The organism is Telluria antibiotica (genome assembly GCF_011682055.1).
GTDB lineage: Bacteria > Pseudomonadota > Gammaproteobacteria > Burkholderiales > Burkholderiaceae_D > Telluria > Telluria antibiotica.
Genome location: NZ_JAAQOM010000021.1, coordinates 1 through 14,132 on the forward strand (window position 1 = coordinate 1; position 14,132 = coordinate 14,132).

Annotated in this window: 11 protein-coding genes and 1 tRNA gene; 7 read left to right on the forward strand and 5 right to left on the reverse strand. The window is 67.6% G+C overall.

What is annotated here, in order from left to right:
• Window positions 1-218: 218 nt before the first annotated feature.
• Window positions 219-2,921 carry a polysaccharide deacetylase family protein gene (locus HAV22_RS26840; RefSeq protein ID WP_371869751.1) on the reverse strand — a complete coding sequence of 901 codons (2,703 nt, stop codon included), beginning with the start codon at window positions 2,919-2,921 and terminating at the stop codon, window positions 219-221.
• A 222-nt stretch (window positions 2,922-3,143) separates the two neighbouring features.
• Here HAV22_RS26840 and HAV22_RS26845 point away from each other — a divergent pair.
• Window positions 3,144-3,234: transfer RNA gene (locus HAV22_RS26845), tRNA-Ser, on the forward strand.
• A gap of 99 nt (window positions 3,235-3,333) precedes the next feature.
• On the opposite strand, the gene HAV22_RS26850 is transcribed toward HAV22_RS26845, so the two are convergent.
• The 4 genes from HAV22_RS26850 to HAV22_RS31400 form a co-directional block, all read right to left on the reverse strand.
• Window positions 3,334-3,678: a hypothetical protein gene (locus HAV22_RS26850; RefSeq protein WP_166863670.1), complete on the reverse strand. Its 345-nt coding sequence runs from the start codon at window positions 3,676-3,678 to the stop codon at window positions 3,334-3,336.
• 59 nt (window positions 3,679-3,737) lie between these two features.
• Window positions 3,738-4,511: a DUF5677 domain-containing protein gene (locus tag HAV22_RS26855; RefSeq protein WP_166863672.1), complete on the reverse strand. Its 774-nt coding sequence runs from the start codon at window positions 4,509-4,511 to the stop codon at window positions 3,738-3,740.
• 65 nt (window positions 4,512-4,576) lie between these two features.
• A complete protein-coding gene (locus HAV22_RS31730; protein ID WP_371869752.1) occupies window positions 4,577-5,380 on the reverse strand; it encodes a tyrosine-type recombinase/integrase in 804 nt (267 codons plus the stop codon).
• The gene (locus HAV22_RS31400; protein ID WP_229421444.1) at window positions 5,377-5,838 is read right to left on the reverse strand and encodes a hypothetical protein; all 462 of its coding nucleotides are present in this window, start codon (window positions 5,836-5,838) and stop codon (window positions 5,377-5,379) included. Before HAV22_RS31400 ends, HAV22_RS31730 begins: the two co-directional genes overlap by 4 nt.
• Window positions 5,839-6,083: 245 nt before the next feature.
• Between HAV22_RS31400 and HAV22_RS26870 the strand changes: the two genes are divergently transcribed.
• The 6 genes from HAV22_RS26870 (at window position 6,084) to HAV22_RS26895 (ending at window position 14,125) form a co-directional block, all read left to right on the forward strand.
• Entirely contained in the window at window positions 6,084-8,087 is a 2,004-nt protein-coding gene (locus HAV22_RS26870) for a GGDEF domain-containing protein (RefSeq protein ID WP_166863676.1), read from the forward strand.
• A 125-nt stretch (window positions 8,088-8,212) separates the two neighbouring features.
• Entirely contained in the window at window positions 8,213-9,637 is a 1,425-nt protein-coding gene (locus tag HAV22_RS26875) for an FAD-dependent monooxygenase (RefSeq protein ID WP_229421445.1), read from the forward strand.
• Between the two features lie 35 nt (window positions 9,638-9,672).
• Complete coding sequence (locus HAV22_RS26880; RefSeq protein WP_166863680.1) at window positions 9,673-10,641, forward strand: HDOD domain-containing protein; 969 nt, start codon at window positions 9,673-9,675, stop codon at window positions 10,639-10,641.
• A gap of 121 nt (window positions 10,642-10,762) precedes the next feature.
• The gene (locus HAV22_RS26885) at window positions 10,763-11,215 is read left to right on the forward strand and encodes a nuclear transport factor 2 family protein (protein ID WP_229421446.1); all 453 of its coding nucleotides are present in this window, start codon (window positions 10,763-10,765) and stop codon (window positions 11,213-11,215) included.
• Entirely contained in the window at window positions 11,215-11,856 is a 642-nt protein-coding gene (locus tag HAV22_RS26890; RefSeq protein WP_166863682.1) for a methylamine utilization protein, read from the forward strand. The genes HAV22_RS26885 and HAV22_RS26890 overlap by 1 nt, the downstream gene beginning before the upstream one ends.
• Window position 11,857: 1 nt before the next feature.
• Window positions 11,858-14,125 (forward strand): putative bifunctional diguanylate cyclase/phosphodiesterase, encoded by a 2,268-nt coding sequence (locus HAV22_RS26895; RefSeq protein WP_166863684.1) that lies wholly within the window; start codon window positions 11,858-11,860, stop codon window positions 14,123-14,125.
• Window positions 14,126-14,132 lie beyond the last annotated feature (7 nt).

Here is a 14,132-nt window from a genome sequence, read left to right on the forward strand (position 1 = left end):
TTCTGCGGATCACGTTAGGGTCGGGGATTTACCTCCACGATTAATGCTCGACCTCTATCGCCAGCCTTCCACCCTGTATTCTTTCATGCCCCGGGGCGGCCGCTCTGCAATGACCGTTAGGGTGGGCTCCCCCGAGCCCACGCGAACGTTTGCGTTATGCGAACGTCACGCGTGGGCACGGGGTGCCCACCCTACGTTAAGCTGGCGATACCGGCCGTTCACAGTTTCTCGATCTGCCCCCGCGCATACCCGGCACCCGCACCGTTCGGCGCCAGCTCGAGATAGGTCTTGTACGCGGCCTTCGCCTTGTCGCCTGCACCCGCGCGTGCGTACGCGTCGCCCAGGTTCATGTATGCGATCGCGCGCGACGGGTCCATCTTGATCGCGTTCTCGAACCAGCGCACGGCCTCGGCGAACTTGTCCTGCTTGTAGAACACGAAGCCGAGATTGTTGGCCGCCAGCGCGAAGTCCGGCCGCAGCTTCAGCGCTTCCGTGAACTGGGCTTCGGCCTGCGCGTACTGCTTTTCCTTGTACAGCTGCAGGCCGTGATCGTTGGCACGCTGCGCCTGCTGGCGGCTTGACACCGGCACGGCGGCCGGCGCCTTGATCGTCTGCTCGCCGCCCTGCAAGTCCTTCACGACGACGGGCGCGGACGGCGCCGACGCCTTCGCCTCGAGCTTCGTGTTGAGGGCGATGGCGTCGTTCGACAGCTGCGCCGTGTTCGTATTCAGGAATTCGCTTTCTTCCGGCAGCTCGAACACGAAGTCGCCGCCTTCCGAGCCGGGCAGGCTGCCGAAGGCGGGCGTCTGCTGCGACACGCTGGACACCGCGGGCGCCACGTACGCCGCGAGTTCCGTCGCCGTGATCAAGCCGTCGCCGTTCAAGTCGGCCTTGCCGCCGAGGCCTTGCAGCAGCGTCCACGTGAACACGGAGTGGCCGTTCGGGCCGCCGTCGGACACCATCTGGTCCGTGCCGCCGGCCGTCAGCATCTGGCGGCCGAGCCGCTTCGCGTTATCGCGCAGGAAGGCGGCGTTGGCGCCGCCGCGCGTGAGTCCGAGCCCGCTGTAGCAGGCATCCATCACGAACAGCACGTGCTTGGCGGGCAGGCTCTCGGCGATGTTCTGGATTTCCGTCATCGGGATCGCGTCGCTGGCGAGGTTCTCCGGATCGGCGTCGTACGGCACGATGTAGCCGAGGTCGCGGCCGGAACTCAGCTTGCGCGTCGCGCCGTGGCCGGCGAAGAACACGAACACGCGGTCGTTCGACTGCAGGCCACCCGTGCCTCCATGGCCCGCGAGGTCGTGAAAGGCGGCGAGGATGTTGCGGCGCGTGGCTTGCTCGTTCTTCAACGTGATCACGTGGTCGGGCGCGAAGCCGAACTTCTGCACGAGCGTCTGGCCCACGCCTTCCGCGTCGCGCACGGCGTACTGCAGGTGCGGCCATTTCGGATAGCCGTCGACGCCGACGACGATCGCCCACGAACTCGCATACCCGGTCGCGGCCGCGCGCGCGACGGGTGCGGGCACCGCGGCCGCGCCGCCGGGTACACGGAACGTGGTGCCGTCCCAGCCGGCGAACTGGTAGCCCTCGGCGACGAGGCGGTCGAGGATCGCGGGCAGCGCCTTCACGGTGCGTTCGTGGATGTCGTGGAAGAGGATGATGCCGCGGCCTTCCTTGTCGACGGCGCGCAGGACGCGGTCGGCGATCGACGTCGGTACCGGGTCGGCCCAGTCGAGCGAGTCGATGTTCCACATGACGGACTTCAGGTGCGCATCGGCCAGCAGGTGCATGCCTTCCTTGTTGCGCGCGCCGTAGGGAAAGCGGAACAGGCTCGATCGCTGCGGATCGACGGCCTTCAGCAGCTTGTCGGTATCGAAGATCTCGGCCTTCAGGCTGTCGCCGCTTTCCTTCGACAGCTGCGCATGCGTGAAGCTGTGGTTGGCCAGCACGTAGCCGGCCGCCTTCAGCTTGCGGCTGACTTCCGCACCAGCGTTCAGCTGCGCGGCGCCGTGCGCATCGAGCGTGCCGAGGTTGCGGCCGATGCTGAAGAACACGGCCGGCGCATCGTACTGCTTGAGGATCGCGGCGATCTCCTCGCTGTAGCGGCGGTGCGGACCGTCGTCGAACGTGAGCACGATCGTCTTCTTCGGCAGGCCCTTGCCGAAGATTTCGTCTTCGTCCTTTTGCGCGACCTGGCCCTTGTCCGCGCCTTGCGACGCCGGTTCCGCCGGCTCGGGCTTGGCGGGGTAGGGCAGCACGACGCCGTAGTCCTTGAGGATGCGGTCGCGCTGGTACAGCGTCTTCAGGTAGGTGACGTAGCTCTCCCACTTCTCGCGCTTGAGCACGATCGCGCGCGACTCGAAGCGGCCGAACACGGCCTGGATCTCTTTCTCGTAAGTGCGCTCGATCTCGGCCAGCGCGTCGAGGTCTTCCGAGATCCGCTTGTGCAGCTTGATCGCCGGCAGCGACGAGTCCTTCGCCACGTGCTCCAGCAGCGACCGCATCAGTTCGCGGAAGGCGAGACGGTCGGCGTCGTACAGACCTTCGTTCGTCTCGACGTAATCGAGCAGGCCGCCGATGGCCTCGAAGCGGCGCGGATTCTGCGAGCGGGCGAGGGCCGCGAGCGCGCCGTCGACCTTCGCGATGCGTTCCTGGTTCTCGTGGAACAGCTGCTGGCCGACGCGGTTGACCTCCGCCTGCCCCTGCGCCGGCAGGCCGGCCTCGTCCTGCGTGAGCACGATCATCTTGCGGTAGGCGGCCAGTATCTGCTGCATGTCGGCGGCGATGGCGGCGGCTTCCGGGGACTGTCCGAGCGGCTGTTGCGCCTGGGGCATCGGCTTGCGGTTGACGAGATAGGTGCCACTGGCGGCACCGGCCGCGGCGACGGCGAAGATGACGAGATAGAGGGCTTTGCGTTTCACGGCGATATTGAAAAAGTTTTATCGCGGCAACAATACCACCACTTGGCTGCGGAGCGGCAAGGAAAACGCGACTCTTGTGGTGGCGCAAGCGAGGTTGCCGTCTGACGGGGTGCGCTGAGCCGAACGATGCCGGCAGCATGACACTCTTGTACTGCCGAGAATCCTTGTTATAATAGGCGGCTTCGCGCACATGGTCAGCCATGTGCTTGCGAAAACCCATCAGGAGAGATGGATGAGTGGTTTAAGTCGCACGCCTGGAAAGCGTGTATAGGTTCATAGCCTATCGGGGGTTCGAATCCCCCTCTCTCCGCCAAGTATAACTAGTTGATTTTAAAGAGAAAAAAAGCCGACTCGGCAGTCGGCTTTTTCTTTATCTGTACTATAGATCGCAGTTGTACTATTCAATTTCCGGTTACCCCAGTGATTTCGCGTTCTCGATCTCAGCTGCAGCGCGCGTGACGGCGCGACGTGCCGCTGCTGAAGGGTCGGCGCCTACTGGTTCGGACCAATTCCCATCCGCGAATACCACCGACTCGCCTCCCCACTCGATATCGATCCGTAACCGAGCTGACAGGTCCAACATGTCGTCGCTGTGCACAAGCGGATTCCAGGCGTGGGTGACCGTGCCGTCGGCGAAATGCAGGCTCAGCCAGTTCTCGCCCGCGACGATCTCGACCTGGGCACCGATCCGCGCGGCCGCTGCGGCATGCCGTCCGGGCCGTCGTCGTCGCTCTCGTGCCACTGGTCGCCGGTCCATTCGACGCGCCTGAAGTTATTCTCGTCCGTGCTCATCTTCATTCCTCCTGCTGCTACCGCTTATTTCCATGGCTGGTTTCGAGCGTAGAGCGACTCGTAAATATCCCAAAGCACCGTTCCTCGAGCATTCGTTTCTGGGGCTCTGACGCCGATTTTTTCCAGACAGTAAAAGCAGATGAGGAAGCCTGCGCATGCGCTGAGTACAGCGCGGGGGGTGTAATGCAGGATGGGCTGAAATCGACCGAAGGCTTTGCCATCCTCTTCGACAAGGTAGGGGTCTGTCGCCGAGAGGGAGGGGTGCGCCGCGAAGTGCGACAGGTGGCGATAGAGCCCATCATACATCATCAATGCATCAGCTTTCTTAGCAAACTCGAAGATTTTGATTTCTGCCGACCCGGCGTTTTCGGAGACGAACGCGGATAGTCGCTCCTTAAACACTTCAACGTTTTCATAGTCGTTAGGTTTTAAAAGCGCTTTTGCTGCCTTCGTCCGGGAAGCAATATCGTGTTCTACAAGGTCGTTCGCTTTGATTTCCCCTGCAGCGAGAGCGCCAAGCACAAATGAAGTTTCGACAAGACTGCGAGCAATGATGAGGGCTTCAATAGTCATTCCGCCTTCCGCCAAAGAAATGGCCGCCTGGAAATGGGCTGCAGCCCGGGCGAAAAGCAAACACGCGGGCAGGGTGCTTTTGTCCTCAATTTTAGGGAGCATCGATACGGCCTGCATCGCTAGACTGGAGCATTCCCCCGCGAAGCCGAACAGCTCCATGTAGTTTTCTTTTTGTTGCTCCCTAAGCTTAGTTCCGCTCAGTCCGCTGAAACCTTCGAAGTCCATTGGGGATCCTTAAATTGATGAGTCAGATGTACATAGGCTGAGTCATAGTATAAGGTCTGCATCGGCTACCGCAGCGGCTTGACAACTTCCGGCCGGCGCCTATACACACGTTCGGTGATCTTGCCGTCGGCGTGGGCCAGCAGCTGGCGTGCGTGCTCAAGCGTCTCGGCGTCGCTGGCGCACTTGGCGCGCAGGTCGTGCTCGGTGAAGTGTTCGGACACCTTCGTCTCTTCCATCACCCTGGTGATGAAGTTCCGCCAGAGCGATTCCCATCCGCCGGCGCGGCCCGTCTTCTCGTCGATGTAGCCCTCGCCGTTGCGGTTGCAGAACAGGAAGGGCGATAGCTTCACTGGCCGCGCCGCCTTGGCCATCTCGACCGCCGCACGTAATTCCTCCGACCATTCGATGATCAGCCGTTTGCCGGTCGAGTCGCGCGTCTTGTTCGGCTCGACGTAGATCCCGTCCTCCTTGAGGTCCGACATCGTCAGCCGCAACATGTCGCCGCGGCGCATGCCCGTGAGTAGCTTCAGCCGGATGTAGGCTTGGGCGGCCAGTACGCTGCCGGCCTTGCGCCGCGACGTGAGCGACAGGCACTCGACCACTTCCCAGTCCTCGACGTAGCGCGTGCGCGCCTTCTCTCCCTGCAGGCGCACCTCACCTTTGAAGGGGTGCCGGTCGATGGAGCCCCACTCGACGGCTTTCGTGAGCGCATGGCTCAACACCTCCATCTCGCGGCGCGCGCCGGTCTTCCCCTTCGCTTTGTCGACGTACTGGTAGACGTGGCGCGGCTTGATGTCCATCAGCCCCATCGAGCCAAACGCGGTCCGGACAGGCTGGATTGCGCTGCGGTTCTGCGCCTGGGTGGTCACGGCCTTCGTGGGATCACCTCAAGGGCGTAGCGGTCGAGCAGCTGGGCGACCGTCTTGGCGTCCTGCACGTACTTGAGGCGTTCGGCCCACACGGTGTACGCGTCCGACAGCGTGGCGCCGAGGCGGAACAGCTTTTTGCCGTCCCACGCGGCTTCCTGGCCGGGCGGCACCTGGTAGTAATAGGCGCCGTGGGTGTGCCGCCAGCGAAGGGGAAGTCCCTTATTCTCCGGTTTACGCGCGCGCGGCATCGAGCGCTCCCCAGTCCGGTTCTTTCGGCGCCGCGCGGCGGCCGCCGGCGGCGACGGCGCCGAACACTTTCTCGGCGTGCGCACGCATGACGGCGACGGTGCCGTCAGGCCGCACCCGGTGCTCGATGCCCACCCGCGCAGCACCCGTACCTGTGCGGCGTGCTGCACGCGGCACGTCAGCTCGCGGATCTCGTCCGAGTCCAAGAACATGTTGCTCATCACTTATAGCCCTTCTGCTTCATCGCGGACCGTCACCACCGACGTTCACGCACAGGTGCGGCGTCGTACGCACACCTCCTGGCGTTCGTGGCAGTTTGGCTGCATGGCAAGAATTACTGTCGCCATGTGCATAAAGTTTCCGCGAGTAAACCAAAGGGAACGTCCCGACTTATAATGGCGTATTGATAGGACATATATTAGCGGGCGTGCCTGCGCGCCGCCGGGAGCCGCATGACATGATTCCATTTCTTCGAATCCGCAGCGCCGCCTGTGCCGCCCTGGTGGCATTCGCGGTTGCCGCGCCGGACATGGTCGCGGCCGCGCCGTCGAAGCTGCCCGCGCTGGAGCGCCTGGTGCGCGCTGCCGACGATGGCGCGCTGCCGGCGCTCCTCGCGGCGCAGCGCACGTTCCAGGATGGCCCCTACGCCGACCGCATGGCGTACCTGAAACTGTTGCGGCGGGCGTACCAGGACCGCGGCAACGCGGCGGACGCGGCGCGGGTGTGCGACCACATCGTTGACCTCGCGCGCGAGCAGGGCGATGCACTGAATATCGCACTGGGACGGCTGGGAACCTACGACAGGAAGCTCGGTCCTGAACGGACGGCTGCGCTGGCCGCGCTGAATGCCCTCGACGTCCAGTACGCCAATCTGCACGAATCGGAATTCATGGCAGCGCTGCAGCAGGCGTATGGTGACGTCTACCTGAACCTGGGGCAGCTCGACTTCGCGCTCAGCCACTACCTGAAAGCGCTCGACCTCGCGCGCCAGCACCCGGAACTGCTGGCGCCGACCGTGAACGGATTGCGCGTGTCGATCGCCAGGGTTTATGTGCACAAGAACGCGCCGGAGAAGTCGTTGGCGATGCTGGCGCTGATCGACGAAACCGGTGGCAAGCTGGGCCCGTGGCTCGTAGTGCGCAAGTTCGTCAACGAGGGCATTGCCTACCGTATTCGGGGCGATATGGTCCGGGCGCGGGCGGCCCAGCAGAAGGCCCAGGTCGTCGCGCATGCGCACGGCCTGCTCGAGCAGGAGGCGAAGGCGCTCAGCAACATTGCCGACACCTGGCTCGCGACCGGCAACTACGTCGAGGCCGAGCGCGCCGCGCGCGCGGCACTGCCGGTGGCCGAGCGGTCGGGCAATCCTGGTGTGCCGCTCTTCGCCCGCGTGAACCTGGGTTTCGCCCTGATCGGCCAGGGCCAGGTGGCCGCCGGGCGGAAACACGTCGACGCCGTGCTGGCGGAACAACGCGCGCTGAATCTCTTGCCTGACCTGGGCCGCGTACTCGCCGACAAGAGCGAGATGCTGGAGAAGGTCGGCCTGATCCGCCCCGCGCTGCAGGCCTTGCAGGAAGAGCGCAAGGTGGTCGCGACTATCGAGGCGGCCGAGCGCGAAGACATGCTGAAGGTGCTGCAGGATCAGTTCGACGCCCAGCGCCGCGCCATCCAGATCGAGTACCTGCGGCGCGAGAACGCCTTGAAGGACGAGGAGATCCGCAAGCGCCGCAGATGGCAGTTGTTCGCGTCCGCCAGCGCCGGCATGGCGCTGCTGCTGTGCGGCTTCGTCTGGCGGTTGTATCGCCGTTCCGAGTCCACGAGCGCCCGCCTCAGCGACATGAACGAGGAACTCGCCTACCACTCCACGCACGATGCGCTCACGGGCCTGTTGAACCGTCGCTCGTTCCGCGACGCGCAGGCGGCGCGCGGGGGCGGCGCCGGTTGTTGCTTCATCCTGCTCGACATCGACCACTTCAAGTCGATCAACGACCGTCTCGGCCACGCGGCCGGCGACGACGTGCTCGTGGAAGTTGCGCGCCGCCTGCGTGCCTGTGCCGACGGGCACGGACAGGCCTTGCGCTGGGGCGGTGAGGAATTCCTCGTTCATGTCGACGGCGGCGAACCTGCGGCGCACGCGGCCCTCGTGCGTGCGCTGCTCGACGCCGTGGCGGGCGCGCCGGTCGCGCTGGCGGATGGGCAGGCGCTGGACGTGACCATCACGGCCGGTGCGCTGTCGGTGCCCGCCGGCGCGCCGCTCGACTGGCAGCACGCGCTCGTGCTGGTCGACGAGGCGTTATATCGGGGCAAGCGGGACGGGCGCCGCTGCGCCTGGTTCGGCGAGTGGGACGGGAGCGGTACGGTCGCGCGCGAGGTGCGCATCGCGGCGGTCGGTGCCGCGCGCGTTGCGGACCGGCATGCTGGCGGCGTGAAGATCGGCAGTGCCGACGGCGTCTGCGCCGCCTGATCCGCTCGGTACGTCCCGGACCACTCCCGCAGATGGCAACGCGACAGCCGCTGCCTGCTTTGACCGCCTTGGCATGCCACGGCTCTCATCACCTCGACCTCTCGAACCGCCCGGTGCGGACCCGCATGCCGGGTGGTGTGGGAGGGGACCGGTCAGACTCGCTGCCCGCCCCAATCCCGATCTACTTCCGTCTTACTGCGCGACCTTCAGATCGACGTTCGGCGCTTCCCCAAAAGTTCGCGGGCGCGGCGGATGCGCACGTCCGGCACCAGGCCGGGCATTTCGCCAGCATCCCGTTTTATCGGGACGACGTCGACCCCGCGCAGTGGCCCTGGCATCTGCCCGGCACCGGGCCCACGCACCTGCTGGCCGAGATGGCGGAGCTGGAAGCCGTGCTGGCGCGCCGTGCGCAGGCGCTGGGTGTCGAGATCCGGCGCGGTCTCGCCGTCTCGGACGTGCACCAGACGGCGGACGACGTCGCCGTGCACGCGGGCGGAAGCTTCTTTACGGCGCGCTGGCTCGTGGGCTGCGACGGTGCCCGCAGCGCCGTGCGCAAGGCCGCCGGCTTCGCGTTCGAAGGCACGGAGCCCGAGTTCACGGGCTATACGCTCAGCCTCGATCTCGCCGAGCCGCACCGCATCGCGGTCGGCCGCACGATGACGGCAGCCGGCATGACGATCCAGTTCCAGCCGGGCCACCTGGCGCTCGGCGATTTCGACGGCGGCGTCGGCCACGATGCGGGCACGCCGCTCACGCGCGAGCGCGTGCAGGCGGTGCTGCGCCGCGTGTCCGGCACCGACGCGACGGTCGCCACGCTCCATCACGGCACCACCTGGACGGACCGCGCGCGCCAGGCGACGGCCTACCGCGCCCGTCGGGTCCTGCTGGCCGGCGACGCGGCGCATATCCATTCGCCGCTGGGCGGGCAGGGCCTGAATCGCGGCATCGGCGACGCGCTGAACCTGGGCTGGAAGCTCGCCGCTACCGTTCGCGGCACGGCGCCGGACACGCTGCTCGACAGCTACCACGCGGAGCGGCATCCGGTCGGCGCGCGGGTGCTGGACTGGTCGCGCGCCCAGGTCGCGCTCATGCGGCCGGAGCCCGCGGCCCGCGCGCTGAACGCCGTCATGCGCGACCTGATCGCCACGCGCGACGGCGCCACGTACGTCGCCGGCAGGGTGTGGGGCATGCACACGCATGTTGATGTCGGCGGCGAGCATCCGCTGGCGGGCCGCAGCGTGCCCGATTACCTCTTCGACGACGGCACGACGGTGGCCCACGCGATGCGCGGCGGCGGGGCGCTCCTGCTCGACTTCACGGCCGACGCGGCGCTGGCCGCCTTCGCCGGACGCTGCGGCGGCAGGCGGCGCCATGTTGCGGGCAGCGTGCGGGAGCGGCTCGGCGCGGATGCGCTGCTGGTGCGGCCGTACGGTATCGTCGCGTGGGCGCGCGCCGGTCATCCCGATCCCGCCGAGCTGGAACGCGCGGCGGCGCGCTGGCTCGGCGCCTGTTGGACTGTGCAGAATGCCGCAGCGCGGCATCAGCGGTAATCCGCGCGCGGCCCGCATCCGGCTACAATAGGCCCATGAAAAACTGGATCAACCGCCTGCGGGGCGGTGCCGACAACACGGACGGCGCGAAGCCGGCCGTTCCCGCACCCGGCGAGCTGGACGGACAGGTGGGCATGGCCGCCGAGATCGAGGCCACGTATTACCGCTGGCTGACGGCGTCCGCCGGCTACGCCGCGCCGGCCGCGATCGAGAACGCGATCCTCGACGAGGTGCGCGGTCTCGCGCGCGACCCCGGCACCGCGGCCGAGCTGGTGCCGCGCGTGCCGGAAGTGATCCCGCAACTGCTGCGCAGCCTGCACGACGAGGCGTCGAACGCGGAACTGGCGCGCCAGGTCGCGCAGGACGTCGTGCTCGTGGCGGAAGTCATCCGCGAGGCGAACAGCGCGTACTACCGGCCCATGTCGCCCGTGAAGACGGTCGAGGCGGCCCTCATGATGCTGGGCCAGAACGGCTTGCGCATGCTGCTCGCGCGCATCGCCTTCCGGCCCATCATCAAGCTGCAGTCGACGGGGTTCGCGCGCGTGGCCGCGCCGCTCGTCTGGAACCAGTCCGAGAAATGCGCGCTGGCCGCGAGCCTGATGGCGCCCGGCCTCACGGCGGGCGCGTTCGAGGCCTATCTCGCTGGCCTGATGCAGAACCTGGGCGTCATCGTCGGCTTCCGCCTGGCCGACCGCGTCTGCGACGACGGCAAGGTGCCCGGTTCCAGCGACTTCGGCCTGCAATTGCTGGACGAGGGCCGCATGCTGTCGGCCGCCATCGCCCGCCACTGGGACTTCCCCACGTCCGTCGCCGATGCCATTGCGCACGCGGGCGAGCCGGGCGAGGAAAACCTGGCGCAAGCGCTCGCGCTGGGCGACCGCATCGCCAAGCTGCGCCTCCTGATCGACGCCCACGTCATCGGCGAGGACGACGGCTTCGTCTCCGAAGGCCTCGACAACTTCCAGCGCCGCTGCCTCGGCAAGCTGAGCAACGTCGAAAGCTGACCTCGCGCAATGGCGCCGCGTGCGCGCACCATTGCGCCACACGCGTGTTGCCACGACCGTGTTTCCGTGTAATCATGATTTTCGGGCAGGAAACTTTTTTACCGGACGTGGAGGAGACACGATGATCCGCAAGACGAAAGTTGCATCCCTGATACTGGCGATGGCCGTGCTGCCCTGGTGCGGCGGGCACGCCGTCGCCGGTCCGCTGGACGAGGCGAAGGCGAAGGTCCACCTGGACGCCGTCGCCGCCGGCGACCTGGACGCGCTGATGCGCGACTATGCGGACGACGCCTACCTGGAGTGGGTCGGGGGCCCGCTCGACGGCCGCTACCACGGCAAGGCCGCGATCCGCGCCGTCTGGCAGAAATTCATCGCGGCGAACGCCGGCAAGTCCCGTCCGGCCAGCTTCGGCAAGCTGACGGCGCTCGGCAACCCGCGCGGCACGTCGCTGCAGGCCAAGGCCGACTACGGCGGCGCGGTGCCGGTGAAAGTGTGGCACGTGCTGACCTACCGCGACGGCGACCTCACCACCGAGGTCTGGCAGATCGCGCCCACGCTGCAGATCGATCCGTGATGCCGTCGTCGTCCCCGGCGCTGCTGGCGCTGCTGCTGGCCGGCGCCGCCTCTGCCTCCGCGGCGTCCGTCGAGGTGCTCGTGCAGACGCCGGCGGGCGGCCCGGTGGCCGATGCCGCCGTGATCGTCGAGCCGCTCGCGGGCCCGGTCCCGCATGCGCGCGCGGGCGCGCATGCCGCCATCGAGCAGCGGGGCCGCGAATTCCTGCCGTGGATGACCGTCGTGCAGACCGGGACGAGCGTCGACTTCCCCAACAACGACACGATCCGCCACCACGTGTATTCGTTCTCGGAGCCGAAGCGCTTCGAGATCAAGCTGTACGCCGGCAAGCCGGGCAAGCCCATCGTGTTCGACAAGCCGGGCCAGGTCGACATCGGCTGCAACATCCACGACTGGATGGAGGCGCACGTGCTGGTCGTCGACACGCCGTACTTCGCCCGCACGGGCGCGGACGGCCGCGCCACCGTCGCGGGCGTGCCGGCGGGCCGCTATCGCCTGCGCCTGTGGCATCCGCGCCAGAAGGCGCAGGTCGCGCCGGACGAGATCGACGTGGACGACGCACCCGTGCGCCTGACGCTCGCGCTCGACGCGAAACCGCGCGAGCCCAGGCCGCACACCGAGGACGACCCGGACCGCTACTGACATGTCATCGAGATCGCTGCGGCACAGGATCGCCATCGTCTTCGTCGGCCTGCTCGTGCTGGTCATGGGCTTCGTGCTCGCGCTCGTCCACAGCAGCAGCGCGCGCATCGTCGAACGCGAGACGCAGCGCGAGCTGGCCGTCGGCGCCAAGGTATTCCAGCGGCTGCTCGAACAGAACCAGCGCCAGCTGGAGACGGCGGCCACCGTGCTGTCGGCCGACTTCGCGTTCCGCGAAGCGATCGCCACGCAGGACCAGCCGACCGTGCGCTCCGTGATCCGCAACCACGGCCAGCGCATCCACGCGCAGGTCATGATGGTCACGGGCATCGACGGCAGGATGATCGCGACGACGCAGCGCGCGGCGGCGGCCGGCGATCCGTTCCCGTTCCCCGACCTGCTCGCGCAGGCCGAGGCCGCGGGGCGCAGCGCGGGGTTCCGCCAGATGAAGAACGGCCAGCTGTACCAGGTCGTGCTCGTGCCGATCATGGCGCCCACGCGCATCGCCTGGGTCGCGATGGGCTTCCACGTGGACGACCGGTGGGCGAGTGACATGGCGGACGTGACGGGCCTCGGCGTGCACATCGTGCGCGCGGGGACGCCAGGGCTGCTCGCGTCGTCCGCGCCGCCCGCGCAACGGGCCGCGCTCGAGGGCGGCGCGCGCTACGCCCACGTGGACGTGCCGCTGGACGGCGGCCTGCAGGCCGTGCTGCAGCTTCCGGTCGCGCAGGTCCAGGCGCCGTTCGAGCAACTGCAGGGACGCCTGCTGGGCGTGATCGGCGCGGCGGTGCTCGTGTTCGCGCTGGGCAGCGTGATGCTGGCCGGGCGCATCGTGCGGCCCCTGAACGAATTGTCCGCGGCCGCGCGCCGCATCGCGTTGGGCGACTACGCGCAGCCGCTGCCGCCCGCAAAGGGCGACGAGATCGGCCAGCTGGCCGCGAGTTTCGAGCAGATGCGCAACGGGATCGCGAGCCGCGAGGAGCGCATCGGCCGGCTGGCCTATGTCGACGAACTGACGGACCTGCCGAACCGCACCCGCTTCCTCGAAGCGTTCGGCCGCCTCACGCCGGGCGGTGGGGGCGCCGTGCTGGTCGTGAACGTCGACCGCTTCGCCCTCATCAACAACGCGCTGGGCCACCTCGTCGGCGATCGCCTGCTGCGCGCCGTCGCGGGACAGCTCGCGCCCCTGGTGCCGCCCGGCGGCATGCTGGCGCGCCTGTGGGGCGACCAGTTCGCGTTCCTGCTGGAGCGCGCGGACGCCGACGCGGCGCGCACCTTCGCCGACGCCGTGCTTGCGGCATTGCGCGATCCCGTCACGCTGGATGGCCAACGCCTCGACATCGAAGCGGGTGTCGGCATCGCGCTGTATCCGGACGACGGCCCCGATGCGAGCACGCTGCTGCGCCGCGCGGAACTCGCGCTGGCCGCGGCCAAGCGGCGCCATTCCGGCGTCGCGTTCGCGTCCGAGACGGGCGCCGAGCCCGCGCACGAACAGCTGTCCCTCATCGGCGACATGCGGCGCGCGCTGGCGGCCGGCGAATTCACGCTCGCGTACCAGCCCAAGCTGGCGCTCGCCAGCGGCCGCATCGTGGCGGTGGAAGCGCTGCTGCGCTGGCAGCATCCGGAGCGCGGCAGCATCGCGCCGGCGCGTTTCATCCCGTTCGCCGAGCAGACGGGCTTCATCCGCGAGATCACGCCATGGGTGCTCGACATGGCCGTGCGCCAGGCCGCCGTGTGGCATGCGGCTGGCCTGGACATCGCCGTGTCGGCGAACCTGTCGACATTGGACCTGCTCGACCCATACCTGGGCCGGCGCGTACGCGGCCTGCTGGAACGCCACGCCGTGCCGGCGCGCCGCCTGTGCCTGGAAATCACGGAGAGCGCGCTGATGGACGATCCCACCCTGGCGCAGGCGCACCTGGACGAACTGGCCGGCCTGGGCATCAAGCTGTCGATCGACGACTACGGCGTCGGCCAGGCGTCGCTGGCCTACCTGAAAAGCCTGCCCGTCGATGAATTGAAGCTCGACCGCAGCTTCATCACGGCCGTCACGGAATCGCCGCGCAACGCCGCGATCGTCGAGTCGACGATCATGCTCAGTCACGCGCTGGGACTCACCGTCGTCGCGGAAGGTGTGGAGACGCAGGCCGAACTGCGCTGGCTGCGCGCGCACGGCTGCGACATCGCGCAGGGTTATGGCATCGGGCGGCCGATGACGGCGGCGCAACTGCAGGACTGGCTGGCCGCGTTCGTGCCCGACATGACCGTCTGACGGCGGC

Coding starts and splice junctions, on each gene's coding strand:
- HAV22_RS26880 (WP_166863680.1), top strand. CDS start 9,673: ATGAAAAACTGGATCAACCGCCTGCGGGGCGGTGCCGACAACACGGAC.
- HAV22_RS26855 (WP_166863672.1), bottom strand. CDS start 4,511: ATGGACTTCGAAGGTTTCAGCGGACTGAGCGGAACTAAGCTTAGGGAG.
- HAV22_RS26885 (WP_229421446.1), top strand. CDS start 10,763: ATGATCCGCAAGACGAAAGTTGCATCCCTGATACTGGCGATGGCCGTG.
- HAV22_RS26850 (WP_166863670.1), bottom strand. CDS start 3,678: ATGGACCGGCGACCAGTGGCACGAGAGCGACGACGACGGCCCGGACGG.
- HAV22_RS26890 (WP_166863682.1), top strand. CDS start 11,215: ATGCCGTCGTCGTCCCCGGCGCTGCTGGCGCTGCTGCTGGCCGGCGCC.
- HAV22_RS31400 (WP_229421444.1), bottom strand. CDS start 5,838: ATGTTCTTGGACTCGGACGAGATCCGCGAGCTGACGTGCCGCGTGCAG.
- HAV22_RS26875 (WP_229421445.1), top strand. CDS start 8,213: ATGCCGGGTGGTGTGGGAGGGGACCGGTCAGACTCGCTGCCCGCCCCA.
- HAV22_RS26870 (WP_166863676.1), top strand. CDS start 6,084: ATGATTCCATTTCTTCGAATCCGCAGCGCCGCCTGTGCCGCCCTGGTG.
- HAV22_RS26895 (WP_166863684.1), top strand. CDS start 11,858: ATGTCATCGAGATCGCTGCGGCACAGGATCGCCATCGTCTTCGTCGGC.